This window comes from Pseudomonas sp. MDT1-85 (genome assembly GCF_054898065.1).
Genome location: NZ_CM142715.1, coordinates 2,687,677 through 2,710,438, shown reverse-complemented (window position 1 = coordinate 2,710,438; position 22,762 = coordinate 2,687,677). Strand labels below are relative to the sequence as shown.

The following is a 22,762-nucleotide window of genomic DNA, read 5'->3' as shown; positions in this document are numbered from 1 at the left end:
ATGCAAACCAATCTCAGCGAACAGTCCAAACTACTGCCCCGCGCCGAAGAAGCGGACAAGATTCTGCGCACCTGCGTGCATTGCGGGTTCTGCAACGCCACCTGCCCGACCTACCAACTGCTGGGCGACGAACTGGACGGGCCGCGCGGGCGTATCTACCTGATCAAGCAAGTGCTCGAAGGCGCCCCCGCCACGGCCCAAGCCCAGTTGCACCTGGATCGCTGCCTGACGTGCCGCAACTGCGAAACCACCTGCCCGTCCGGGGTGGATTATCACAACCTGCTGGACATTGGCCGCGCCGTGATCGATCAAGCGGTGCCGCGCCCGGCCAGTCAGCGACTGTTGCGCCAAGGGCTGCGAGCACTGGCGCCGAATCCAAATCTGTTCAGGACTTTGCTGCAAATCGGCGCCACATTCCGGCCGTTGCTGCCACGGGGCATTGAGGCGAAGTTGCCCCACGACCCACCCGCCACGGGCAAGCGCCCTGCCCCTCGGCATGCGCGCCGGGTGCTGATGCTCGAAGGCTGTGTGCAACCTGGTCTGTCGCCGAACACCAATGCCGCGACCGCGCGGGTGCTGGATCGGCTGGGGATCAGCGTGATCCCGGCGCCCGAAGCTGGGTGCTGCGGTGCGCTGGACTATCACCTCGACGCCCAAGCCATGGGCCTGGACCGCGCCCGACGCAATATAGACGCTTGGTGGCCGCACCTGGAAAACGGCGCCGAAGCCATCGTGCAAACCGCCAGTGGCTGCGGCGCGTTCATCAAGGACTACGGGCATCTGCTGGAGCGCGATCCGGTCTATGCGGCCAAAGCCCAGCGGGTCAGCGAACTGGCCCTGGACCTGGTGCAAGTGTTGGCCGATGAACCTTTGGAACGGGTTTGCGCAACCACCGACCGACGAATCGCCTTCCATTGCCCCTGCACCTTGCAGCACGCGCAGAAACTCGGCGGCGCGGTAGAGGCCGTGCTGACCCGGCTAGGCTTCAATCTCACGGCGGTGCCCGACAGTCATTTGTGTTGCGGCTCGGCCGGCACCTATTCAATCACCCAGCCGGAACTGGCCCGGCAACTGCGTGACAACAAACTCAACGCTCTGGAAAGCGGCCAACCCGAGGTCATCGCCACCGCCAACATCGGCTGCCAGAGCCACCTCAACAGCGCCAGACGAACGCCGGTCAGGCACTGGATCGAACTGGTGGATCAAGTGCTGCGATAAACAAACCCTCCTGCGTCGCAAGAACAGTCCTTGGCAGAATGAAGTTCGTCAGAAACTTCGTTTGTCGGCGCCGCCGAAGGCTGCGATCTTTTCCGGCATCCGTTACGTCACCGCGCCAGGAAACTTTTCATGAGCCATCCGAACTTCGTTAGCCCTGACCTGATCCGCCAACGCTTCTCCAAAGCGATGTCCGACATGTACCGCGAAGAAGTGCCACTGTACGGCGCGCTGATGGATCTGGTGGAACAGACCAACCGTCATGTGCTGGATAGCGATCCGCAGATCGCCCGACAGCTGAACAGTACTGGTGAAATCCAGCGACTGGACCTGGAGCGCCACGGTGCGATCCGTGTCGGCACCGCCGCTGAGCTGGCGACCCTCGCTCGCCTGTTTGCGGTGATGGGCATGCAGCCGGTGGGCTATTACGACCTGACCCCGGCCGGCGTGCCGGTGCATTCCACCGCGTTCCGCGCCGTGCATGAAGCCGCTTTGCAAGTCAGCCCGTTCCGAGTGTTCACCTCGCTGCTGCGTCTGGAACTGATCGAAGACGCCGAACTGCGGGCCTTTGCCCAATCGGTGCTGGATACGCGCTCGATCTTCACCCCGGCGGCATTGGCCCTCATTGAACGCGCTGAAACCCAGGGCGGCCTGACCGAATACGAGTCGCAGGATTTCGTCGCACAAGCCCTGGAAACCTTCCGCTGGCACCACAGCGCCACCGTCACCGCCGAGCAATATCAGCAACTCAGCGCCCAGCATCGACTGATCGCCGACGTGGTGGCCTTCAAAGGCCCGCACATCAACCACCTGACGCCACGCACCCTGGACATCGACATCGTGCAGGCGCAAATGCCTGCCCACGGCATCACCCCCAAAGCGGTGATCGAAGGCCCTCCCCGCCGCCAATGCCCGATCCTGCTGCGTCAAACCAGCTTCAAGGCTCTGGACGAGCCGATTGCTTTTACCGATCAAGCCGAAACCCGTGGCAGCCACAGCGCCCGCTTCGGTGAAATCGAGCAGCGCGGCGCGGCGCTCACTCCCAAAGGCCGGGCGCTTTACGACCGTTTGCTTAACGCTGCCCGGGATGAACTGAAGGATTTCCCCAACGAAGCCAACGCCGCACGCTACAACGCGCTCATGACGCAGCACTTCGGCAAATTCCCTGACACCGTCGAGGCCATGCGCCAACAGGAATTGGCGTATTTCCGCTACTTCGTGACAGAAAAAGGCCTGGCGGCGGATGAATTGAAAGGCGCATCGCTGGAAGATTTGCTCCGCGACGGCTATGTGCGGGTTGAACCGCTGGTGTACGAAGACTTCCTGCCGGTCAGTGCGGCGGGGATTTTTCAGTCGAATCTGGGGGATGCGGCGCAAACCCACTATGGCGTGCATACGAACCAACAGGCGTTCGAAAAGGCCTTGGGAAGGTCGACGATTGATGAGCTGGGGTTGTATGCCCAGACGCAGCGGCGGTCGATTGAGGAGTGTTTTTCGCCACTGGGTTTGAGCGTTTCAGAATAGGTTATGGCCGCAAAAAAGATCGCAGGCTTCGCCAGCTCCTACAGGGGCGGGTACACCCGTTATATCGCGGTTGCACACGGTCTACGGGGGTTGGGGCACCCGTTACATCGCGGTTGCACCCGGTCGATGTAGGAGCTGCCGCAGGCTGCGATCTTTTGATCTTATTTCAGCTTCGCCAACAAAGCCTTGGCGACCGCTTCCGACGACGCCGGGTTCTGACCGGTCAGCAACAGGCCATCCTCGATCACGTAACTCGCCCAGTCATCGGCCTTGGAGTAGAGGCCGCCATTGGCCTTGAGCATGTCTTCCACCAAAAATGGCACAACATCCGTCAACTGCACCGCGGCTTCTTCGGAATTGGTGAAGCCCGTCACGCGCTTGCCTTTGACTAACGGCTGGCCGTCCGCATCCTTGACGTGACGCAACACCCCCGGCGCATGACAGACCGTCGCAACCGGTTTGCCCGCGTTGTAAAACGCCTCGATCAGCGCAATTGAAAAGGTGTCTTCAGCCAGATCCCACAACGGGCCATGTCCGCCTGGATAGAAAACAGCGTCGTAGTCTTCGGCCCTCACGGTGCTCAGCACGCCGGTAGACGCCAATGCGGACTGGGCGGCGGAATCCTTGCGAAAGCGATCGGTGGCCGCAGTCTGCGCGTCAGGCTCATCGCTCTTGGGGTCCAGCGGTGGCTGACTGCCCTTGGGTGAGACCAGGGTCAACTGAGTGCCTGCGTCCTTGAAGGTGTAATACGGGGCGGCGAATTCTTCGAGCCAGAAGCCGGTTTTCTTGCCGGTGTTACCCAATTGATCGTGGGACGTTAAAACCATCAGGATTTTCATGTCGTTCTCCAGTCGATTTCAGGGTTATTCAGTGATCTCGGCGCTGGGTTTGACCATCGGACAGCGCTGTTCGTTGCGCTGATTATCGGAGTGATGGCCCATGGCCTTGATGCGCAAGAAGTTGCGCACTCACATGTGGATAACCGTGTGGATAGATCTCTACAAGCCCTGTATCCAGCCATGTACAGACGAGTGCGCAAGAAGTTGCGCACCACTGCGCAACTTCTTGCGCACTTTTTCAGCTGATCCTTGCCAAAAACCTCTCCTGCGTTGGAAAAATCACCTCAACCACCTGTTTTATATAGCGTTAATCATTTCTGGCACGGTCCTTGATAACAGTCAGGCACCCACCGGGCGATACCGCCTCCCGGGCACCCTCACTTTTAGCAAGGAGCACATCCATGGCTACACCAGCGTACATGTCCGTTACCGGCGAAAAACAAGGCCTGATCACTGCCGGCGCCTTCACCGCCGACTCCGTGGGCAACACCTATCAGGAAGGTCACGAAGACCAGGTCATGGTTCAGGCTTTCAGCCACGACGTGATCATCCCGCGTGACCCACAGTCCGGCCAACCAACCGGTCAGCGTGTACACAAGCCAGTCGTGATCACCAAGGTCTACGACAAGTCTTCGCCACTGCTGCAAGCGGCGCTGACCTCCGGCGAGCGCATGAGCGAAATCGTTATCCAGTGGTACCGCACTTCGGCTCAAGGCACCCAAGAGCACTACTACACCACCAAACTGGAAGACGCGATCATCGTCGCCATCAACAACAAAATGCACAACTGCCAGGATCCGTCGAATTCGCACTTCACGCACCTGGAAGAAGTGCAATTCACCTACCGCAAAATCACCTGGACCCACGAAGTCTCCGGTACTTCCGGTTCCGATGACTGGCGTGTTCCAGTCGCTTAATCGCGGCTGACGGTTCCAAACATCGGCCAGCCCTGCTGGTCGATGTCATTTGCGCCTTCCAAGAATTTTCGCGTCCGTTGATCCGGTTTTCGGTGTCAACGAACGCCGCAGCATTGCACGAGGAACAAGGGATGTTCGCGCCGGCCAATCAGACTCACTTTGCCCTGACTGTCGAAGGTCTGGAAAACGATCTCCAGGTCCTCGCCCTGCAAGGTCGGGAAGCCATCAGCCAGCCTTTTGTGTTTGAGGTGGAGCTGGTCAGTGAACAGCCGTCCCTGAACCTCGAGACCCTGCTGCACAAACCGGCCTTTTTGCAGCTCTCGCCGGACGGCAGCGGCATCCATGGCCAGATCTACCGCGCCGCCCAAGGCGATTCGGGCAAACGCCTGACCCGCTACGCCGTGACCCTGCGTCCGCAGCTGTCCTACCTGGCGCACCGCATCAACCAACGCATCTTCCAGAACCTCAGCGTGCCGAAAATCATCGGTTTGGTCCTCGAAGAGCACGGCATCCAGAGCAACGCCTACGCCTTCAACGTCGGGGCGATTTATCCCGAGCGCATCTACTGCGTGCAGTACGATGAATCCGACCTGCAGTTCATCCAGCGCCTGTGCGAGGAAGAAGGTATCCACTACCATTTCCAGCACAGCGCCACGGCCCACACGCTGGTGTTCGGCGATGACCAGACGGTGTTCCCGAAACTCGCGCCCGTGGCCTACCAGCAAGACTCCGGCATGGTCGCCAACGACCCGGTGATCAAGCGCTTCGACCTGCGCCTGGAAACCCGCACCAGCCGCACCACCCGCCGCGACTACGACTTCGAAAAACCGCGCCTGACCCTGGAAAGCGAACACCGTGGCGACGCCCTGCCCGACCTCGAAGACTACGACTACCCCGGCCGCTTCATCGACCGCGAACGCGGCAAGCACCTGGCCAAACGCGCCCTCGAGCGTCACCGCAGCGACTTCCAGCTCGCCGAAGGCAAAAGTGATCAGCCGTCGCTGGTCAGCGGCCACTTCCTGGCCCTGACCCAACACCCGAAAGCCAAATGGAACGACCTGTGGTTGCTGACCGAAATCCTTCACGAAGGCAAACAGCCGCAAGTGCTGGAAGAGTCGGTCACCAGCAACACGACCCAGCTCAAGGACGATTTCCATCAGGGCTACCGCAACCGCTTCCAGGCCACCCCCTGGGACGTGCCGAACCGCCCGCCGCTGAACCACCCCAAACCACGCATCCTCGGCAGCCAGAGCGCCGTGGTCACCGGGCCCAAAGGTGAAGAGATCCACTGCGACCCGTACGGCCGCGTCAAAGTGCAATTCCATTGGGACCGCATCGGTGTGGCCGACGACAAGACCAGCTGCTGGCTGCGCGTCTCCTCCGCCTGGGCCGGCGCCCATTACGGCGGCATCGCCATTCCGCGCATCGGCATGGAAGTGCTGGTCAGTTTCCTCGAAGGCGACCCCGACCAACCGCTGATCAGCGGCTGCCTGTACCACAAGGAAAACGTCGTCCCGTACGCCCTGCCGGCGAACAAGACCCGCAGCACCTTCAAAACCATGAGTTCCCCCGGTGGCGGCGGTTACAACGAACTGCGCATCGAAGACAAAAAAGGCCAGGAACAAATCTTCCTGCACGCCCAGCGCGACTGGGACGAGAACGTCGAGCACGACCAGAAAATCCGCGTCGGCCACGAACGCCACGACACCGTCGAGCACAACAGCTACAGCGAATTCAAAGCCGAAGAACACCACACGGTCTACGCCGACCGCAAAGTCGAAACCCGCGCCAACGACCACCTGACCGTGGGCGTCAACCAGCACATCAAAGTCGGCACCGGCCAGTTCATCGAAGCCGGCCAGGAAATCCACCTGAGCAGCGGCATGAAAGTCGTGCTCGAAGCCGGCAGCGAACTGACCCTCAAGGGCGGTGGCAGCTTCATCAAGATCGACGCCAGCGGCGTGACGCTGAGCGGGCCGGTGATCAACATGAACTCCGGGGGCAGCCCGGGCAGCGGGACGGGGGCGGCGCCGCTGATGCCGGGGGCGCTGAAACAGGCGGATGCGGACAAGGCAGGAGAGTTGTTAGTGCCGGCGCAGAGGCAGGCGTTGATGCAGAAGAAGCCGATTTGTGTGATCTGCGAAAAAGCCAAGTTGGAGGCGCAAAATGCTTAAACCTGAGTGGCCACTAGAAAATGGCTTACCGCAAGGTCTGCCATGGAATGGCACGGTAGGTTTGCTGCTGGATGGTGTCAGCGTCGAGAAGCTTCCACAACAACTGTATCAATGGTCAGATAACCCGGTGTTCGAACCGCTCTACCTCGGTACACGATGGGCTGAACTGTGTGATGTTTCTCCGTGCCTCATCCAGATAAAAACACAGAACAATTCGATCCTGATGCAGTTCCTGAACGCGTCCCGTCACGAATGGGGGTACCTCGTGTTCAGTGATCAGCCATGGGAACACATAGTCACGCACTTCCGGTGGCTCACCAGCGTGATGCACCCGCAAGGCGAAGAGGTTCTATTACGCATAGCCGACCCTGCCGTGATTCATGCACTACTCGCCCACGCAGATAGCATCAAGGATCCGACCCTATTTGGCCCTTGCACACAGATCGTCACCGCCGATGCAGCACTGGGCTGCTGGCATGTAAACCAGCGACCAGGCAAGGCCCACGAGCCAAACTACAGAAAACGCTATCGCTTGAGCAACGAACAACTCAGCCAACTGGATGAAGTGAATTTTCGCAGCATCGTCCTTCGACTCGACGAACACATGCACGAATACTTCCCGTCCTATCAGGCGCAAGCAACGCCTCTGCAACGCTGGGGACACCTGCATGCATTGGCTTCGGCTTCGTATGATCGAGGCTTCAACACCGAACTCGACATCACCCTCTATGCCAACATTCACGGGTTCCTCGGCGAAAGAGCGCTGGAAGAACATCCAGACCTGGATGCAATACTCAAAATCCCATCGGAACAAACGCCCGCTCAGCGACTCGAACGGGTCGCTGACATCGCCCAAGAAAGGGCTGAAACCTTCAACAGGAGCCAAGGATGACCAAGCCAACATCGGCCGGCAAAAGCCCAAACAACGTCGCAAAGAGCCGAGACGATGGCAAATGCGCCATGGGTGGCTGCCCTCTGATGAAAGCCAAAATTCAGCTTATCCCCCTTCGCTACGGCCTGGTCGAACGACTCGACCCATCCAGCACACTGGCGATGCCGTACAAAACCACTTCACGTCCACTGGGCATTCGTTTGATTCGCGATGGCTGGCTCTACGTCATCGTCGACAAAAAACCTCAAGCCATGATGCACGAGTACCGCGTGCAAAACGGCATCGTGACACAACTTCTGTGGGAAAAAGGCGAGATCACCGCCAATAAACGTGAAAGCAATGTGGGCGAAGCCGTGCTGGTTTTCCCACGTTTGAGCAAGCTCTACGTCAACTATTCCGAAGTGCAATGGACCGCAGCTAAATGCGCACAGGTCATCAAGCATAAGTCTGAGCGCGAGTACTTCATGCAGCCTGTCGACCTGACCAAGGCTGATCCCGAGAAAGGCGCCACCAACCTGCTTACTCCGAGCCAAGCGGAAAAATGGATTGCGGAAGTTGCCGAGCAGCCGAGTAAAGAATCTCCTGTCACAGCAGCCAAGTCTGAGGAAAGCAAAGACTATTTGTGGGAGCAGATACCAAACTTTAAGAAAACTCAGCTAGGCGCATTGAAAAAACAGGTAAAAGCAGAAAATGAACGCGACCACCTGTATCTAGTCGTTCAGGATGATCTGGGTGTGCTTCGTGATCTCGCAGAGCATCAGGATTTGGTCACGGGTTGGATCAGTGACTGGAGTGATGCTGAGGCTAATCAGAAAAAGTATGTATTGGGTTGCTACATAGAATCGTTGTACACCGTTACTGGCGATAAAATTCTCAATGCAGCCCAAGGTGATCCACGTTTTGCTCAACTCAAGGATGAGACCACTGAGGACCAGCGACAAACCATCATCGACTATGTCAATGTAAAAAATCAAACTAATTATTCTGGTGCAGGGACGCATCGCGGGGCTATTGCAGCGGCAAAGTCGCGAATGCAAACAAGCCTTATGTCGCTTTATTCAAAGTACGAAAAACTGATCGACACTATTGATGACAATGCGGATGATGCACTCGACGGTGCAAAAATGGGGCAACAGGGTATCAATGATTTGATTGATCGCCCAGCCATGGAAGCGTTCATTAAACAACAACAAGCTCAACTAAGTCGCTGGAACAAGCGCTTGGATTTGATCAGCAACGATCGGACTAGTCTGGTGAGCGAGGAGCGTTTCCATCGCTCAGCTTGGTACTTCGACCCGAAACTTGACGAACAACTAAATACCACCCTTGCTACTGAATATGCATGCATGAGGGATATTTGTCGAACCGATAAAGCGACTGAACAACTCGCTGATCTGATCGAGAAACAGCCCGGATTTTCCGTACCAACCTTTTTTACTTTGAGTCTGGCCGATCAGAAGGATATGCATGCCAAAGTTACATCATTCTATAAATCCTTGCGCGACACCATTATGGTCAAGAAGGACTATGCAGGAGCACAAGAACTTAGCGGAAAATTTGGAAATCTGCTGACTCAAAATCTGGCAGCCGCCATGCAGCTTAAGGAGAACGGCATTGTTCTCGGCCAGTTACGTGACACGGCATACGAACCGGCGAAGCAATTACGTTTGGCGGGAGCGCTAGATGACGCGATGCAAGCATTACGCAATGGTCAACCGCTGGATCCGGCAAAAATACTGCGCCAAATCCCTGGTTCGGCCTGGATAGATATTTTGCGCGCCTTTGGTAAAGGCGGCATTACATTAGAGTTTGCTTCCGCTGGTCAAATTAATGCGTTTAAAGCTGACATCACCGAGCTGACCGACCTGCGCAAGCAAATGACCTCACTCAAGAACCAAATTAGACATACCCTTGCCAACGAACGTAAAGGCTTGGCACCCAAAGGGGGTTACAAAAATTTGGTGGCTCGCCGCAAAGCCATTCAACAAACTGTCGCTCCTCTTGAAGGGAGGGTAGCTCAGGCCATGAGCCCTATAGGTGAAGGGCCTAGCAAGGCCGCCTTCAAGATCAGGGGGCTTAACAATGCTCAGACGATTGAGTTTGAGAGAATGGCCAACGACTATCGACTCAAGAGACCGTTTAAAGGGTTTAATGGAGAAGTGTTCAAGTCAGTAGGAGGGGATTTGTTTGCTTCGGCTGCCTTTATTATGCAGACGATAAACTTCTATCAAGTTTATATAGAGTTACGTTCCAAAGCAGTACGCGACAACTCAGACACCATCGCCTTCTTTAATGCCTTGTTTTCTATGGTCGGAGGTGGTCTGGCTGCAGCACAGGGCATTGCCATAACAAGTCTCTCAGTAGCCATAAATAATTATGCAAGTGCTGCCGGCAAAATAAAATCAGCCGCCAAGCTAGGAAAAATCACTGGGGCATTAGGCCCATTTGCTTACATATTCAGTGCTGTGGCTGCAGGAACAGGTATGTACGGTGAAAAAGGATCGGCAGCCAAATGGACAGAAGCGTTACGCTCAGGAAATGGGGCAAAGTTGGCAGGTGCAAGCATGACGCTAGCAGGCGACTCTGGACAACTTGCGCTCAATGGGTGGGCCTTTGCCCGGAGTGGTCAATCCATTTATGAGGCATTTACTACCGCCAATCAGGCCCGTGCACTCGTTTGGGTTAAAGCGGGCAGCCAACTGCTGAGCGTCGCTGCCAGAGCCAACTTGATTGGACTGGTGCTGACTGGCCTGCAACTGGGCGGAGAGTTTTTATACAACCGAAACAATAAAAGCGAACTTGATATCTGGCTACAAAAAGGTCCTTGGGGTAAACAGAATGTCAACCGCAGTCTGGCCGAGGAACGTCTTCTGCTGGCTGATATCACCACCGCACCTCAGGTCGCCTTGCAGTCGATAAACAACCAACCTATGGCTGTACTGCGAATACCTGGAATCACTGCTCGTGAACTAAATGACGTAGAGTTTGGCGTGAGCGCTTACTGGCTGACTAACCACCAACGTAATGACTGGGAGGCGTGGAGCGAACCGCTACTTTATCAACTCAACCTACTTAGCGCTCCGGATGAGCCACTTAAACTTGGCATGGACATTTTTCAACACGAGGCCAACGCACAACATGGTTTGGCTATCGTCCTACGCTATCACCCCGTCGCTGGCGATAAGGCTTTCCGAGAAAAACGCTTCGAAACTACAACGTTAAACGTGCAGAATGGCAAGCTGCTTCCGGCTGTCTCTGTTTTAAAGTCGCGTACCACCGATGCCCCTTGGCTATTGGTCAACAGCGACTTTCTGTAGCTACCCGGCCCACCACTTTTCGGTTGAATTGCATGCCATCCAAACCAACACAACATGATGAATTGAATCTCAAACACCAGCGTCCTAGCGCTGGTGAATCCCGACGCTTCATCACTGGCGAGGCAGTGTTCTTTTCACCATTACCCGTTCCTATCGGACAGACACCCATGGACTTGGGTGGAAGTTTTCTTGACGTCAACGACACGTACCTCGATGTGGGTAGCAGCAATATCAATAAGGCTTTCCAAACTAGGGTTATGATCGCAAGTGGGATGCTTATACTGATTGTAAGTTTAATAGTGGGCCCCTTCCTTGCTGGACTGATGAGTTTCGGTGACCCCTATGGACGAACATTTACACAAATTTTTATAGAGTTTTTTTCCTCTGGCGTTGCCATCGGCGCTTGGGGGTCGGTCGGGGCAGGAATTTTAGGACTCTATGTTGTCATCAGCACTACCCGCACTAAAGCACGTACTCGTCCCATCCGTTTCAATCGGCAACGCCGCGAAGTCTGTTTTTTCGCGATTGGGTCTGACGCGCCTGTAATCCAACCTTGGGAAGAGATGGTGTCCTGGCTGTCGGTCAGCACTGGTGTAACTGGTGTAGGCGTTATGAGCACTTATACCTTCGGTATGGCGTTCGACGATCCGAAGGCCGATACGGTGCACTTTGTGAACCAAGGTGTGATGACCCCAACCCATGGTTTGGGTAAGTGGGAAGCGATTCGCGTTTATATGGAAAAGGGACCGCAATACTGCCCCAGTAAAGCTGCTCACGAAGGCCGCCATACATTTGATAAAGAGCAAGCAGATATGCTTGAGGAATATCAACACAATGAGCGTTCCGCCCTAGGCGTTGCCTGGTGGTATCTAACCCATGTAATCACCTGGTGGCGCTTTCCATACTGGGTGGCGGAGTGGGACCATCGTTTTAGTATGAAGTCTCTACCTAACTCCATTGCTGAGTGGTCCAAACCTCTTCCATCTGAACAATGGGCCAAGCCAAGCCCAGCTCTTAAAGAGCAAAGCGCGAAGATCGAAAAAGCCTTTGCTCAGGGACAAGACTTCATGAAGTACTTCAATGCCAACCTAAATGAAACCAAGGCAGAAGAATCGGCAAATAGCTGAACACTATGAAGCCCAAGAATCAGGTGGCCCGATGACTGATTCTGGAGCAAGGCTGATGGATCGCGTTGCCTACGTTGACAACCAACTGAGCACGTTCAAGGACAGCTTGAAGCTGTATCAAGAACAGACCAAAACCTGGTACGCGAAAGCTGCGGACAAAGGCAGTCGAGCAGCAGACCTGCCCTCCCTGCTAGGCATGGAGCGCGTGATAAAGGTCGGCAACACCAGCAAATCGGTGAGCATGACCGATGGCGACTTCGCCTCGAACGTTGGTAAGCGCGCCATGAACCCCACATTCAAAGCCACCATATGATCGCGGATGCTGTGCTCCCGAATTTTTCTGGAGCCGTCCGCCATGATGCGACCCGACGCCAAAGTCGAAAAAGTCTACCTCTACCCCAAGTCCGTGGATTTCCGAAAATCCATCGATGGCCTCGCTGCCCTGGTCGAACTGGATATCAAGGTGGCGGTATTCGACCCGGTACTTTTTGTTTTTCTGAATCGCCCCCGGAACCGAGTGAAAATCCTTTACTGGGAGCGCAATGGCTTTTGCCTTTGGCTTAAGCGCCTGGAGTCCGAGCGTTTCAAAACCTCGCCCGACGTTACTGACGAAGCCATCGTATTGAGCGTCCAGGAACTGAACTGGCTGCTTGACGGTTTTGACCTTTGGCGCAACCGTCCGCATCAGGTTTTGACGCCGCGATTTGTTGCTTGATTGGGTATAATCCGGGCCATGATTTCCAGGCCCGACAACTTTCCCGATGATCTGACTGCGCTCAAGCAATTACTTGCTCAGATGCAGTCGAAGGTCGTTTTTCTTGAAGAAGAGAATGCGCTGCTTCGTCAGCGCCTGTTCGGGCGCAAGTCTGAGCAAACGGCTGATCCGGCGACACCACAACTGCCGCTGTTTAATGAAGCCGAAAGTATCGACACGCTAGCGCCTGTTGCTGCTGACGAAGAAGTTGTCGCCCCGACCAAACGCCGTGGCAAACGCAAGCCACTACCGGCTGACTTGCCACGCATCGAAGTTATCCACGAACTCCCCGAACACGAACTGACCTGCGTTTGCGGCTGCCGCAAACATGCCATCGGCGAGGAAACCAGCGAACAGCTGGAGATCGTGCCGATGCAGATCCGGGTGATCAAACATATCCGCAAGGTCTACGGCTGCCGAGGCTGCGAAACAGCACCGGTCACTGCCGACAAACCCGCGCAACTGATCGATAAAAGCATGGCCAGCCCCAGCGTGCTGGCGATGCTGCTGACCACCAAGTACGTCGATGGCCTGCCGCTGCACCGCTTCGAAAAAGTCCTCGCTCGCCACGGTGTCGATATCCCGCGTCAAACTCTGGCGCGCTGGGTGATCCAGTGCTGCGAACACTTCCAGCCGCTGCTGAATCTGATGCGTGATCGGTTACTGGAAAGTCCGATTGTTCACTGCGATGAAACGCGAGTGCAGGTGCTGAAAGAGCCAGGTCGAGACCCGACCAGCCAATCCTGGATGTGGGTACAAGCCAGCGGCCCACCGGAGCGACCAGTCCTTCTTTTTGACTACACCACCAGCCGAGCGCAGGAGGTGCCATTGCGGCTGCTCGGCGACTATCGTGGTTATTTGATGACTGACGATTACGCCGGCTATAACGCCTTGGCCGCACAGCCGGGTGTCGAGCGTTTGGCTTGTATGGCCCATGTACGGCGCAAATTTGTCGATGCGCAGAAAGTGCAGCCCAAGGGTAAAACCGGTCGGGCCGATGTTGCGCTGACGATGATCAACAAGTTGTACGGTATCGAACGTGATTTGAAAGAAATGACGGATGAGCAGCGCTTTGCCGGTCGCCAGGAACAGAGCTTGCCGGTGCTCGCGCAGTTGAAAAGCTGGCTGGAGAAAACTCACCCGCAAGTCGCATCGCAAAGTGCTCTCGGCAAGGCGCTCAGTTATCTGGCCAGCAACTGGAGCCGGCTGGAGCGTTACGTGGAGGCCGGTTTTTTACCGATCGACAACAATGCCGCCGAAAGAGCAATCAAGCCGTTTGTCATAGGGCGCAAGGCATGGTTATTCAGCGATACGCCCAAGGGCGCCGCAGCCAGTGCGCAGATCTACAGCTTGGTCGAAACCGCCAAAGCTAACGGCCAGGAGCCCTATACGTGGCTGCGCCACGTACTGGAACGATTACCGCAGGCTGAATCGGTTGAAGATGTTGAGGCGTTACTACCCTGGAATTGGAGGGCATCATGAGTATCAATATTGATCATCTGAGCGTCGATGAATTAGTGACATTGAATCATCACATTATCGAACGGCTGAAGATGTTGGAGTCGTTGGAGGCTCATAAATCGATGATGCAGTTCCATCCGGGAGCACGGGTAAGCTTCGATTCACCCAATGGTGAGCGCCTGTCCGGTACCGTCATGAAGTTCAACCGCAAGACCGTCACAGTGGTAACCGACACCAGCCAGCGCTGGAATATTTCGCCGCACTTACTGTCACCGATCAAAAACGTGCAGGCGGGGACGGTAGTGGATATGAAGCCACAAAAAATGAAGTAACTCCGCCACGAATGGTCTCCGCGCCAGAATGATTTGATTTCACACCCGATCTCACGCGCTGAACGCGCCACCTGTTTTTGGATAGGTGGGGTTTATGGATCAGTTACAGTGCTTTTTCGAGCGAGATAGAACGTTTCAGGGCCGCCGGTGCCAATGATATTTTGACCAAACCGGCAAATTTTCAAGCCTTGAGCCGAGTGCTTCAGCGTGCAGTCAACTACCGGCAGCAGCTCCAGGCGAGCACTCAGGTAATGGATACAATTTCGGGTTGAAATGGACTCAGGCTACAAACGCCATTACAACTCCCTGGTGGGGTGTCCAACGCCCCCTTTTTACCCACCCAATAAAAATGGGCGACCCCAAGGTCGCCCATTTTTATATCCGAAACTTTTAAACACTACCTCCCAAAGAAGGTGTTCGCCCAGTGTAATGGCCTGGCAATCCATGCACCGGTAAAGAGCCCTGACACCGGGCGAACGGGAAGGATTTTAATAGAATTTGGCAGATATGTCCTCGTGTATAAACATGAAATTTTATACACGTAACACTTTGTAAGGCGTTGCAAAAACAACGCCTGCAAACCTCTTAAAACTCACCAGTTCGACCATTAAAATTGATTGTTCTTATACAACTTTCTGTACAAGAACAATCAATGGGTACAAGTAATGATCAGCTTGGGTGCTGAGTGGTCACTTTCAGCACGTCGGTGTAGGTGACCACAACGCTCTGCCCTACTTTCAGATCTTTCAATTTCGCCTGGACTTCAGGTCTTTCGACGTTGATGGTTTTGGATTGGCCGGCCGGGTTTTGGAAGGTCAGCTGGTTTTTCTTCAGGTCGATGTGGGTGATTTTCAGTTGGACCTGTACCTGACGGAAGGCTTCGCCGCCGGGGTTGGGGTTGTCTTTGGTGGCGCGGATTTCGCCGGTGCGTTCGATGGAGCCTGGCAGGCCTTTGTCGACGTCGGTGTCGAGGTAGGCCGCGACCGAGCGGATGACTTCGACGTTGACCTGATCGCCGACTTTCAGGTTGCCGAGGTTTTTGGCCTTGTCGCTGAGTTGTACATGGACCTGCCGACCTTCGGCGCCTTCAAGGACGACCTGGTGTTTGGCGGCGTCGACCGCCAGGACTTTGGTGACGACCTGATCGGCTTCCACGACGGCGGACAGCGGGATGTCCGCGGCAATGGCGCTGAGGCTGGCGGTGGACAGTAGAGTGGCGAGGGTGATGGCTTTGGTCAGTGCGTTGAGCTTCATAAGCGGTACGTTCCCTGTGATTGGATGGCAGCAGACGGCTCTCAATCCAGGTTCGGCGCCGTCTGTGCCGATGAGCATAGACGCTGATCAGGGAGTTTTCGCAGTTTCTTGCGCGGTGGATTCTCCGCTGTCTGTGCCCTTGCCGCTTTCCTTGCGCCGGGTCGGGTCGGTGGGGCGCAGGGCATCGTTGTCGCGTTCGACTTCGCCTGGTGGCCGGGGTTCGTCGGGGTTTTCCGAGGGGGTGGTCGGTTTCGGATTCATGGGGTTTTCCTCAGGCTTCGGGATCGTCGACTTCATGGGCGACGTTCACGGCGGGTGAGTCTTTGTGGGATTGATCGGCCTTGGTTTTGAGGATCTGCCATTGATCGAGGTCGATGGCGCCCTGCCCCAGCAGATCGTCGGCGATGCGCAGCAATTCGCTGTAATGCGCATCAGGGGATTGCTGCCAGTAGGCCTTGTCGTCGAACAGCCGTTGCCAAGTGGCTAGGTCGGGCGGTTTGAGGTCGTCGCTCATGGCGGGCTCCTGCCGGGATTATTACGGTAGAGAGATGGAGGTCTCTCGGAGTTCCTGTGGATTAGTTCCTGTGGATTGGACGCATTAAGGGCAGGGTCAAAAGATCGCAGCCTTCGGCAGCTCCTACACCGACCGAGTACACCCGCGACATTGTGGCGTACGCATAACCGTAGGAGCTGCCGAAGGCTGCGATCTTTTGATCTCAATGCCCGGTCATCTCCAGATACCCCTGCCCGCCATGGCTGCCGCTCAGCCGCACCGGCCCTTCCCAATAGGGAATGCGCAAGTCCATCCAGGCCTTGGGGTTGAGGGCGCTGATGGTGATTTCGAGGTGTTTGGTGGGGATTTTGATCGACCAACTCACGGGCATTGAACGCCCGGCCACGTTGGCGGTGTCTTGCGGTGCGAGGCTGATGTCGTCGGCATGCAATAACTGCGTTTGCCCTTGCGCATCGATCCAGGTGCCGGTGAGGTATGGCGCGCCGTCCTTTTGCCGCATGCGGTAGAGCATCACTTGTTCGCCACTGTCCAGATGCAGGGAGAACCAGTCCCAGCCGGTCTGGTTGGCGGTCAGGGGTTGGCTGCTCCACTCCCGGTCGAGCCAGGCCGGGCCGCTGACCGTGTAGGTTTTACCGTCGATTTCCAGCGTGCCGCTGGCCTGGAAAAACGGCTGGCTGTAGTAGTACGACGCCTGGCCTTGTTCGGATTTCTGGCTGAAGCCTTTGTCGCCCTGAAGCACCAGTGGGCGTGTGGAGGTCAGTCGAAGCTGGTAGCTGAAAGCCTTGTCGCGGGCGCTGAGTAGCAGGTCCGCTAGCGGATCTTCATTGCTGGCCTGGCTGCTGAAATGCCAATCATCGATCCATGCTTTGAACGGCGCCAGGCTCACGCCGGCCTGGCCGACGCCGCCTCGGGCGTAGCGTTCGGCGGCATGATGCGCCGTGGCGGAAGTCACGGCCGCGTGGCCCAGCCAGATAGTCTGATTGCTCCAACCAGATTGTTCGGGCGTCGCTTTCAAGGCGCTGCGAAACAGCGTCCATTGCGCGCCGAATTCCTGGCCCTGATCGTCCTTGAGGTTGGCGGTGACGTACCACCATTCGATGCGAAAGCCATCGTGTGGGCCGTGGTCTAGCGGAAAATTGAAGACTCGCCCGGGCACCACCGGGGTAAATGCCTCGGCCTGATGGCCGAGGCCGGCGAAACCTTTTTCCGGCGCAGGCGTGTTGTCGCATCCGCTCAGCAGCGCCAGCAGCAACACGCCGATCTTAATCTTCATGAGCAAACGTCCTCAGCAGATCCGCCGGTTGCGTGCGATACAGCGAGTACAACGGCCACGCCGACGCGAGCAATGTCGCGAGTAATGCCAAACCCATCAACTGCAACAGTTGCAACGGAAACACCCGCAACGGCAAGCGCCAACCGAAGGCCTGAACGTTGATCACCGTGTCCAGGCACCACGCCAACGCAATGCCCAAGGGCAACGCCAGTACCAGCGTCAGTACCGCCAGCAACCAGGTTTGCCCGAGGTTCAGCAGCATCAATTGTCGCCGCGTCACGCCCAGCGCCCACAGGGGGGCGAGTTGCCCAAGGCGGCTCTGGCTTTGGGTCAGCAGGCTGATGAACAGCGCCACGCCCGCGACGCAAAGGGTCAGGCTGTTGAGCGCGGCGGTGGCGGCGAAGGTGCGTTCGAACACTTGCGTGGACCAGCCCTTGAGCCGGGCCTGATCGACGATGCGGCTGTCGTCCAGGGTGAAGCGGGTTTGCAGCGTGGTCAGGAATCCAGGAATTGATGCCGGGTCGATGCGCAGGTTGAAACGGTTGGGCGTCAGCTGCGGCCAGCCGCGCAGCAGATGATCGATGTTGACCAGCAGATGCCCCTTGGGATTGCCGTAGTCGGCGTAGATCCCGACGATTCGCGGCGACCATGGGCCATTCGGCGTGGGGATCGTCAGGTGATCACCGAGCCGTACCTTCAACCGCCGGGCCAGTTGTTCGCTGAGCATCAGCGCGTCGTCCTTGGCCAGTCGCTCCCAAGGATTGTCGCCCAAGGCTTCCAGCAGGGGCCAGTGTTGACGATATGTCGGGTGATCGATTACGCCAAAGACGTCGGCCGGCCAACCCCGCAACTGGATCGACACCTGCCAGTTCGGGAGCACCGCGGTGACTTGAGGTTGTTGTTTGAGCCAGGTGTGCAGTTCTCGAGCCTGGGCCGGATTTTGCGGATTGAGGTACAGCTCGGCGGTCAGGCGTTGTTCGAGCCAGTTGCTGAACGTCTGGCGGAAACCGGCGGTCATGCTGCCGGCGCCGATGTTTGCCGCCAGCGCCAACAACAGCGCCATCAAGGCCAGGCTCAGGGCCGGCAGCTGCTGGCGGCAGTCGGCGAGAAACCATTGGCCAAGCACCGAACGACTGCGCCCAAGCACCCAGTCGAGCACGCTATTCAACACCACCGGCAAGGCAAGAGCGGCGCCGATCAACAACGCGGCCATCAGCACGAAACCGCTGCTCAGGCTGTCGCCGAAGATCAACGCCAGCAACGCGATCATCGCCGCCATCGCCGCGACCCACCCCTGGCGCCGCAACCAGCGCGCGTGGGCCTGATGCCAGGCTTGCGGATTGGCCAGTGCCAGCAACGGCAAACGCGCCGCTCGCAGCAAACTGTTGGCACCGGCCAGCAAGGCGCCGAACAGGCTCAGGCCGATACCGCTGAACCACCACAGCAGACTTAGATTCAACTGCCCCGGCACTTCGGCGCCGTACAAGCCGCGCAGGCTGGCGGCTACGTCCGGCAACAGCACGCCGGCCAGCAAATAGCCGCTGACGACGCCGGCGATACCACCGATCAGCGCCAGAGCACCCAGTTCGACGGCAAGGCAGGTAATCAACATGCGGGCGCTGACTCCACAGGCGCGCAGGGTTCTGAGCAAGCTTCGGCGTTGCTCCAGCGCCAGCCCGATCGCCGCGTGGACGATAAACAGGCCGACCACAAACGACAGAAAGCCCAAGGCATCGAGGTTCAGGTGGAAGCTCTCGGTCAGGCGCGCGAGATTGTTTTCTTCGCCGCTGCTTTTGAACTGGAGTTGGCCCTTTAAATCATCAGGCAGGGTCGCGGTGAAATCCTTGGGCAGCAGCAGGCGTGACAATTGATCCGGCAATTGCAGAATCTGTTGGGCGAAGCCGATGTCCACCAACAACACACCGGGCGCCATGTCGGTCTGGGCCCGTAGCGGCGGCAAGGTGATGCCGCTCTGGGCCACCGGGGTCTCACCTTCGTGCAAGCCCGACGCCTGCAAAGTTTGCGGCGAAATCCAGGTGCTGCCCGGCGGGGTAAAAAACTCGACGATCTGCTCGATCGGCAACGACCGCCCGGCCACTGCGGAACCGGCCGGCAGCGACACCGGCTCAATGCCCATCAACTGCAAGCGCTGGTCTTCATGGCCCTTGAGCGTCACCCGGCCTTGCAACACAGGCGATACCGGCCACCCCGCACGACGCAGATCGACAAACACTTGCTGGGAAAAAACTCCACCGCCGGGTGCAGTGAGACTGGCTTGCGGTTCGCCGCCGATCAGCTGACTGGCCCGGGCGTAGCTTTCTCGCGCCTGGCTGTTCAGCGCTTGCACGCCGGTCAGCAGGCTGGTGGCGAGCCAGAGCCCGGTCAGCACGCTGAAAAATTGCACCGGGTGCTGTCGCCAATGGCTGAGCAGCGCCCGCAGCGTTTCGCGAAAAACCCGCACCTCAGCGCTCGTCCGCGCCAGCCAGACGGCCACTGTGCAGCACCACTTTGTCTGCCAACCGCGCGGCGACTCTTGGGCTGTGAGTGACCATCAACAAAGTCGTCGGGCTGTCGTCGAGCAGTTCCAGCAACAACTTCAACACCTCATCGCTGGTCGCTTCATCGAGGCTGCCGGTGGGCTCGTCGGCCAACAGCAATTTGGGTTGCGATGCCAGGGCGCGACCTAATGCGACCCGCTGCTGTTGCCCGCCGGACAGTTGCTCCGGATAGCGCCGCAGCAAATCGCCCAACCCAAGACGCTGCACCAGATGCGCCTGCCAACGCGGATCGTGGCGCCCGGCCAGACGCGCCTGAAACGCCAGATTGTCTTCAACGCGCAAACTGCCGATCAGGTTGAACTGCTGGAACACCAGACCGATTTCGGTCCGCCGCCAGTTCGCCAATTGGCTTTCGTTCATCTGCTCCAGCCGATGCTCGCCGCAGCGGATGCTGCCGCGATCGACCTTGTCCAGCCCGGCGATCAGGTGCAGCAAGGTGCTCTTGCCACTGCCCGACTCACCCATCAGCGCCAGACTGCTGCCGGGTTTCAACGTGAGGTCGACGCCTTGCAGCACGGGCAACGGGCCTTGGGGGGTGGCGTAGCTTTTGAAGACGCCCTGGACATGAAGCATGGGGGAAAACTCGTTGAAGACAGTGGGCCTAGGATAGCGGACGGCAGCGACACCGAGTTATCGTTTATCGCGAGCAGGCTCGCTCCCACATTTGATAGGTGTGAACGCAAATTTTGTGTACACCAAAAATCCAATGTGGGAGCGAGCCTGCTCGCGATGAGGCCGGGTCATTCCATCGAAAAACTCACTGCCCCACCGCCACACTCGGCATCACCCGCCCCGGCGTCACAATGCGGTTCAGGTCAATATGTTTCCACTCCGGCTTGGCCCCCAACCGCGCATTAAACCGATAGTTAAACGTGAAGTCGTCCACCGTCGGCACACTCAACGGTTTGCCATACACCGCCTCGATCCCCGCCAGGTCATAACCCATCAACTGCAGCACCGTCGGGAAGATGTTGTAGTGACTGGAACGATCCTTGTTGGCCGGCAACTGCGCCTGCCAGTCCAGGGTCTTCAAACCGCTGCCCGAAATCACCACCAACGGCACCAATCCCTCCTCCTCCACCGGATCATCGCCGCAGTGAGTATTGAGCCCCGGGTTACCGCGCTCGTGCAGATCCTGCCCGTGATCCGAGGTGTAAATCAGCAGCGCATGATGCAAATCCGCCTGAGCGAACACCCGTGCGAAGAACTCGCCGACATTCCACAAAACCGTATTTTTGTAGGCATTGCGGTACAGCAACCATTCATCCGGCTGTCCGTTGAAACCATCACGTTTGCCCGTGTCCGCCACTTCGACAAACTGCCCACGGGCCAATGTCGGGCGGTAAGCCATGAACGCGTCCGGGTACTTGTCGTGCACCGGAAAATGCGCGCCGACCTTGTTGATCACCACCAGCTGCGGCTTATCATCGTTGAGCAGTTCGATCAGCTTGGCCGCCGCCGCCATGTCGCGGTCGCGTACGCTGGTCCGGTCGAATTGCACGAACTCGTCGATGTCCTTTTTCTCGGCAGCATTCATCAGGTTCTGCAAGTTGCCGCCGGTGCGCTGGGCGTCGATGTAGACGGTGCGCAGCCCGGCCTTTTTCGCGTACTGCCAGATCGACGGCAGCGTGCTGTTGATCCGCATGTAATCGCCACGGGTACCACCGTAGCGCAGGGTGACATTGGTGTCGGCGCTGCAATTGGCGATGGACGCCGCGTAGCCGTAATTGAAAATGTGCACCCCCGGGCGCGGTTCCTTGAGGTTGCTGTGCACACCGAACGGCGTGTTGATGTCCAGGTAGTTGCCGGAAATGCTCTCGTCGATGATCAGCACAATGTCGTGCTCCACTGGCTGATCGAAGCGCGTCAGGCTCACCGGTTCACGCGGGCCGACGGTGTTGTGCAGCGCTTCATAGGTGAACAGATTCAAATAGGCCAATGGTGTGTACATGATCGGCAAGCCACGGGCGCCCTCGCCGGCCCGCACGAATAGCACCACGCTGAGCAGCAGCACCCCGAGCACCGGTGCCACCACCAATAGCGCCCCGGGTAATGGTAGCCGGCGACGCGGCTTGAGCCCGATGCCGAACAGCAGCAACAAACCACTGACCATCGCGCTGATGATCGCGTCGCGGTACTGGTAAGCCGCCTCTTGAATGAACCCACCGGAATACACCAGTGACACAAAACTGCTGTAGGTCATGTAACCGGCAGTCACTTGCGTATAGACGTCGAAGAACACCGCCGAGCCAAACATCGCCAACGCGAACAGATGACGGATCAGCGCCTGACGGATGTACGCGGTCATGAACAACGCCATTGCCAGCACGACGAACATTGCGCCATACAGCACCATCGGGAAACCGATGCCCAGCGCGTCAAGACGATCAAGGTAGTAGTCGTAATTCTTGAGCAGATACAGAACCAGCAGCAGCTCTTTGAGGTAACGGATCATGGTGTTTGCAGCGCCTCCATGACCAATAGATTGTCGGCCACTTTCTGACACTAGCACCGAGCCATCGAAGCGCAAGAAATGCCGGTTTTTTGCCAAAAGCGTCAAAAATATGTTGCCTCAAATCTGACACACTCAAGTGCCTGTAACCCTTGTATG

The 22,762-nt window shown here is 57.3% G+C and carries 18 protein-coding genes and 1 pseudogene; 11 read left to right on the top strand and 8 right to left on the bottom strand.

The genetic code is table 11. The annotated features are described in order from the left end of the window. Both glcF and hglS read left to right on the top strand, forming a co-directional pair. Window positions 1-1,218, top strand: coding sequence for a glycolate oxidase subunit GlcF (glcF, locus tag ACYZT2_RS12215; protein ID WP_461972396.1), 1,218 nt, complete (start codon window positions 1-3; stop codon window positions 1,216-1,218). Window positions 1,219-1,347: 129 nt separating this feature from the next. Next, entirely contained in the window at window positions 1,348-2,739 is a 1,392-nt protein-coding gene (gene hglS / locus ACYZT2_RS12210) for a 2-oxoadipate dioxygenase/decarboxylase HglS (protein WP_461972394.1), read from the top strand. Between the two features lie 161 nt (window positions 2,740-2,900). On the opposite strand, the gene ACYZT2_RS12205 is transcribed toward hglS, so the two are convergent. Further along, entirely contained in the window at window positions 2,901-3,578 is a 678-nt protein-coding gene (locus ACYZT2_RS12205; protein ID WP_461972392.1) for a type 1 glutamine amidotransferase domain-containing protein, read from the bottom strand. Window positions 3,579-3,979: 401 nt separating this feature from the next. Between ACYZT2_RS12205 and ACYZT2_RS12200 the strand changes: the two genes are divergently transcribed. The 9 genes and pseudogenes from ACYZT2_RS12200 (at window position 3,980) to ACYZT2_RS12160 (ending at window position 14,552) form a co-directional block, all read left to right on the top strand. Next, entirely contained in the window at window positions 3,980-4,495 is a 516-nt protein-coding gene (locus ACYZT2_RS12200; RefSeq protein WP_007900657.1) for an Hcp family type VI secretion system effector, read from the top strand. Window positions 4,496-4,626: 131 nt separating this feature from the next. Next, window positions 4,627-6,669 (top strand): type VI secretion system Vgr family protein, encoded by a 2,043-nt coding sequence (locus ACYZT2_RS12195; protein ID WP_461972390.1) that lies wholly within the window; start codon window positions 4,627-4,629, stop codon window positions 6,667-6,669. After that, complete coding sequence (locus ACYZT2_RS12190; RefSeq protein WP_461972388.1) at window positions 6,662-7,561, top strand: DUF4123 domain-containing protein; 900 nt, start codon at window positions 6,662-6,664, stop codon at window positions 7,559-7,561. Before ACYZT2_RS12195 ends, ACYZT2_RS12190 begins: the two co-directional genes overlap by 8 nt. Next, window positions 7,558-10,878: a toxin VasX gene (locus ACYZT2_RS12185; RefSeq protein ID WP_461972386.1), complete on the top strand. Its 3,321-nt coding sequence runs from the start codon at window positions 7,558-7,560 to the stop codon at window positions 10,876-10,878. Before ACYZT2_RS12190 ends, ACYZT2_RS12185 begins: the two co-directional genes overlap by 4 nt. A 32-nt stretch (window positions 10,879-10,910) precedes the next feature. Next, window positions 10,911-12,005 carry a DUF6708 domain-containing protein gene (locus ACYZT2_RS12180; RefSeq protein ID WP_461972384.1) on the top strand — a complete coding sequence of 365 codons (1,095 nt, stop codon included), beginning with the start codon at window positions 10,911-10,913 and terminating at the stop codon, window positions 12,003-12,005. A 55-nt stretch (window positions 12,006-12,060) separates the two neighbouring features. Continuing rightward, window positions 12,061-12,282: pseudogene (locus tag ACYZT2_RS12175) on the top strand (hypothetical protein); the annotation flags it as partial. 78 nt (window positions 12,283-12,360) lie between these two features. Then, complete coding sequence (gene tnpB, locus ACYZT2_RS12170) at window positions 12,361-12,720, top strand: IS66 family insertion sequence element accessory protein TnpB (protein ID WP_461964917.1); 360 nt, start codon at window positions 12,361-12,363, stop codon at window positions 12,718-12,720. Window positions 12,721-12,738: 18 nt separating this feature from the next. Further along, window positions 12,739-14,241, top strand: a complete 1,503-nt coding sequence (gene tnpC, locus ACYZT2_RS12165) for an IS66 family transposase (RefSeq protein ID WP_461964919.1) — start codon at window positions 12,739-12,741, stop codon at window positions 14,239-14,241. After that, window positions 14,238-14,552, top strand: coding sequence for a peptidylprolyl isomerase (locus ACYZT2_RS12160; RefSeq protein ID WP_448091603.1), 315 nt, complete (start codon window positions 14,238-14,240; stop codon window positions 14,550-14,552). Before tnpC ends, ACYZT2_RS12160 begins: the two co-directional genes overlap by 4 nt. Window positions 14,553-15,221: 669 nt before the next feature. Here the strand turns inward: ACYZT2_RS12160 and ACYZT2_RS12155 are convergent. The 7 genes from ACYZT2_RS12155 to ACYZT2_RS12125 form a co-directional block, all read right to left on the bottom strand. Continuing rightward, the gene (locus tag ACYZT2_RS12155) at window positions 15,222-15,806 is read right to left on the bottom strand and encodes a hypothetical protein (protein WP_461972382.1); all 585 of its coding nucleotides are present in this window, start codon (window positions 15,804-15,806) and stop codon (window positions 15,222-15,224) included. 87 nt (window positions 15,807-15,893) lie between these two features. Further along, entirely contained in the window at window positions 15,894-16,067 is a 174-nt protein-coding gene (locus ACYZT2_RS12150) for a hypothetical protein (protein ID WP_461972380.1), read from the bottom strand. A 10-nt stretch (window positions 16,068-16,077) separates the two neighbouring features. Continuing rightward, window positions 16,078-16,320: a hypothetical protein gene (locus ACYZT2_RS12145; RefSeq protein WP_461972378.1), complete on the bottom strand. Its 243-nt coding sequence runs from the start codon at window positions 16,318-16,320 to the stop codon at window positions 16,078-16,080. A 202-nt stretch (window positions 16,321-16,522) separates the two neighbouring features. Next, on the bottom strand, window positions 16,523-17,593 hold the full coding sequence (locus ACYZT2_RS12140; RefSeq protein WP_461972376.1) for a lipocalin-like domain-containing protein: 1,071 nt from the start codon (window positions 17,591-17,593) through the stop codon (window positions 16,523-16,525). Continuing rightward, window positions 17,583-20,054, bottom strand: coding sequence for an ABC transporter permease (locus ACYZT2_RS12135; protein WP_461972374.1), 2,472 nt, complete (start codon window positions 20,052-20,054; stop codon window positions 17,583-17,585). The genes ACYZT2_RS12140 and ACYZT2_RS12135 overlap by 11 nt, the downstream gene beginning before the upstream one ends. A 1-nt stretch (window position 20,055) precedes the next feature. Then, the gene (locus ACYZT2_RS12130; RefSeq protein WP_461972372.1) at window positions 20,056-20,724 is read right to left on the bottom strand and encodes an ABC transporter ATP-binding protein; all 669 of its coding nucleotides are present in this window, start codon (window positions 20,722-20,724) and stop codon (window positions 20,056-20,058) included. A 184-nt stretch (window positions 20,725-20,908) separates the two neighbouring features. After that, window positions 20,909-22,606, bottom strand: coding sequence for a sulfatase-like hydrolase/transferase (locus ACYZT2_RS12125; protein WP_461972370.1), 1,698 nt, complete (start codon window positions 22,604-22,606; stop codon window positions 20,909-20,911). Window positions 22,607-22,762 lie beyond the last annotated feature (156 nt).

Coding starts and splice junctions, on each gene's coding strand:
- glcF (WP_461972396.1), top strand. CDS start 1: ATGCAAACCAATCTCAGCGAACAGTCCAAACTACTGCCCCGCGCCGAA.
- hglS (WP_461972394.1), top strand. CDS start 1,348: ATGAGCCATCCGAACTTCGTTAGCCCTGACCTGATCCGCCAACGCTTC.
- ACYZT2_RS12205 (WP_461972392.1), bottom strand. CDS start 3,578: ATGAAAATCCTGATGGTTTTAACGTCCCACGATCAATTGGGTAACACC.
- ACYZT2_RS12200 (WP_007900657.1), top strand. CDS start 3,980: ATGGCTACACCAGCGTACATGTCCGTTACCGGCGAAAAACAAGGCCTG.
- ACYZT2_RS12195 (WP_461972390.1), top strand. CDS start 4,627: ATGTTCGCGCCGGCCAATCAGACTCACTTTGCCCTGACTGTCGAAGGT.
- ACYZT2_RS12190 (WP_461972388.1), top strand. CDS start 6,662: ATGCTTAAACCTGAGTGGCCACTAGAAAATGGCTTACCGCAAGGTCTG.
- ACYZT2_RS12185 (WP_461972386.1), top strand. CDS start 7,558: ATGACCAAGCCAACATCGGCCGGCAAAAGCCCAAACAACGTCGCAAAG.
- ACYZT2_RS12180 (WP_461972384.1), top strand. CDS start 10,911: ATGCCATCCAAACCAACACAACATGATGAATTGAATCTCAAACACCAG.
- tnpB (WP_461964917.1), top strand. CDS start 12,361: ATGATGCGACCCGACGCCAAAGTCGAAAAAGTCTACCTCTACCCCAAG.
- tnpC (WP_461964919.1), top strand. CDS start 12,739: ATGATTTCCAGGCCCGACAACTTTCCCGATGATCTGACTGCGCTCAAG.
- ACYZT2_RS12160 (WP_448091603.1), top strand. CDS start 14,238: ATGAGTATCAATATTGATCATCTGAGCGTCGATGAATTAGTGACATTG.
- ACYZT2_RS12155 (WP_461972382.1), bottom strand. CDS start 15,806: ATGAAGCTCAACGCACTGACCAAAGCCATCACCCTCGCCACTCTACTG.
- ACYZT2_RS12150 (WP_461972380.1), bottom strand. CDS start 16,067: ATGAATCCGAAACCGACCACCCCCTCGGAAAACCCCGACGAACCCCGG.
- ACYZT2_RS12145 (WP_461972378.1), bottom strand. CDS start 16,320: ATGAGCGACGACCTCAAACCGCCCGACCTAGCCACTTGGCAACGGCTG.
- ACYZT2_RS12140 (WP_461972376.1), bottom strand. CDS start 17,593: ATGAAGATTAAGATCGGCGTGTTGCTGCTGGCGCTGCTGAGCGGATGC.
- ACYZT2_RS12130 (WP_461972372.1), bottom strand. CDS start 20,724: ATGCTTCATGTCCAGGGCGTCTTCAAAAGCTACGCCACCCCCCAAGGC.
- ACYZT2_RS12125 (WP_461972370.1), bottom strand. CDS start 22,606: ATGATCCGTTACCTCAAAGAGCTGCTGCTGGTTCTGTATCTGCTCAAG.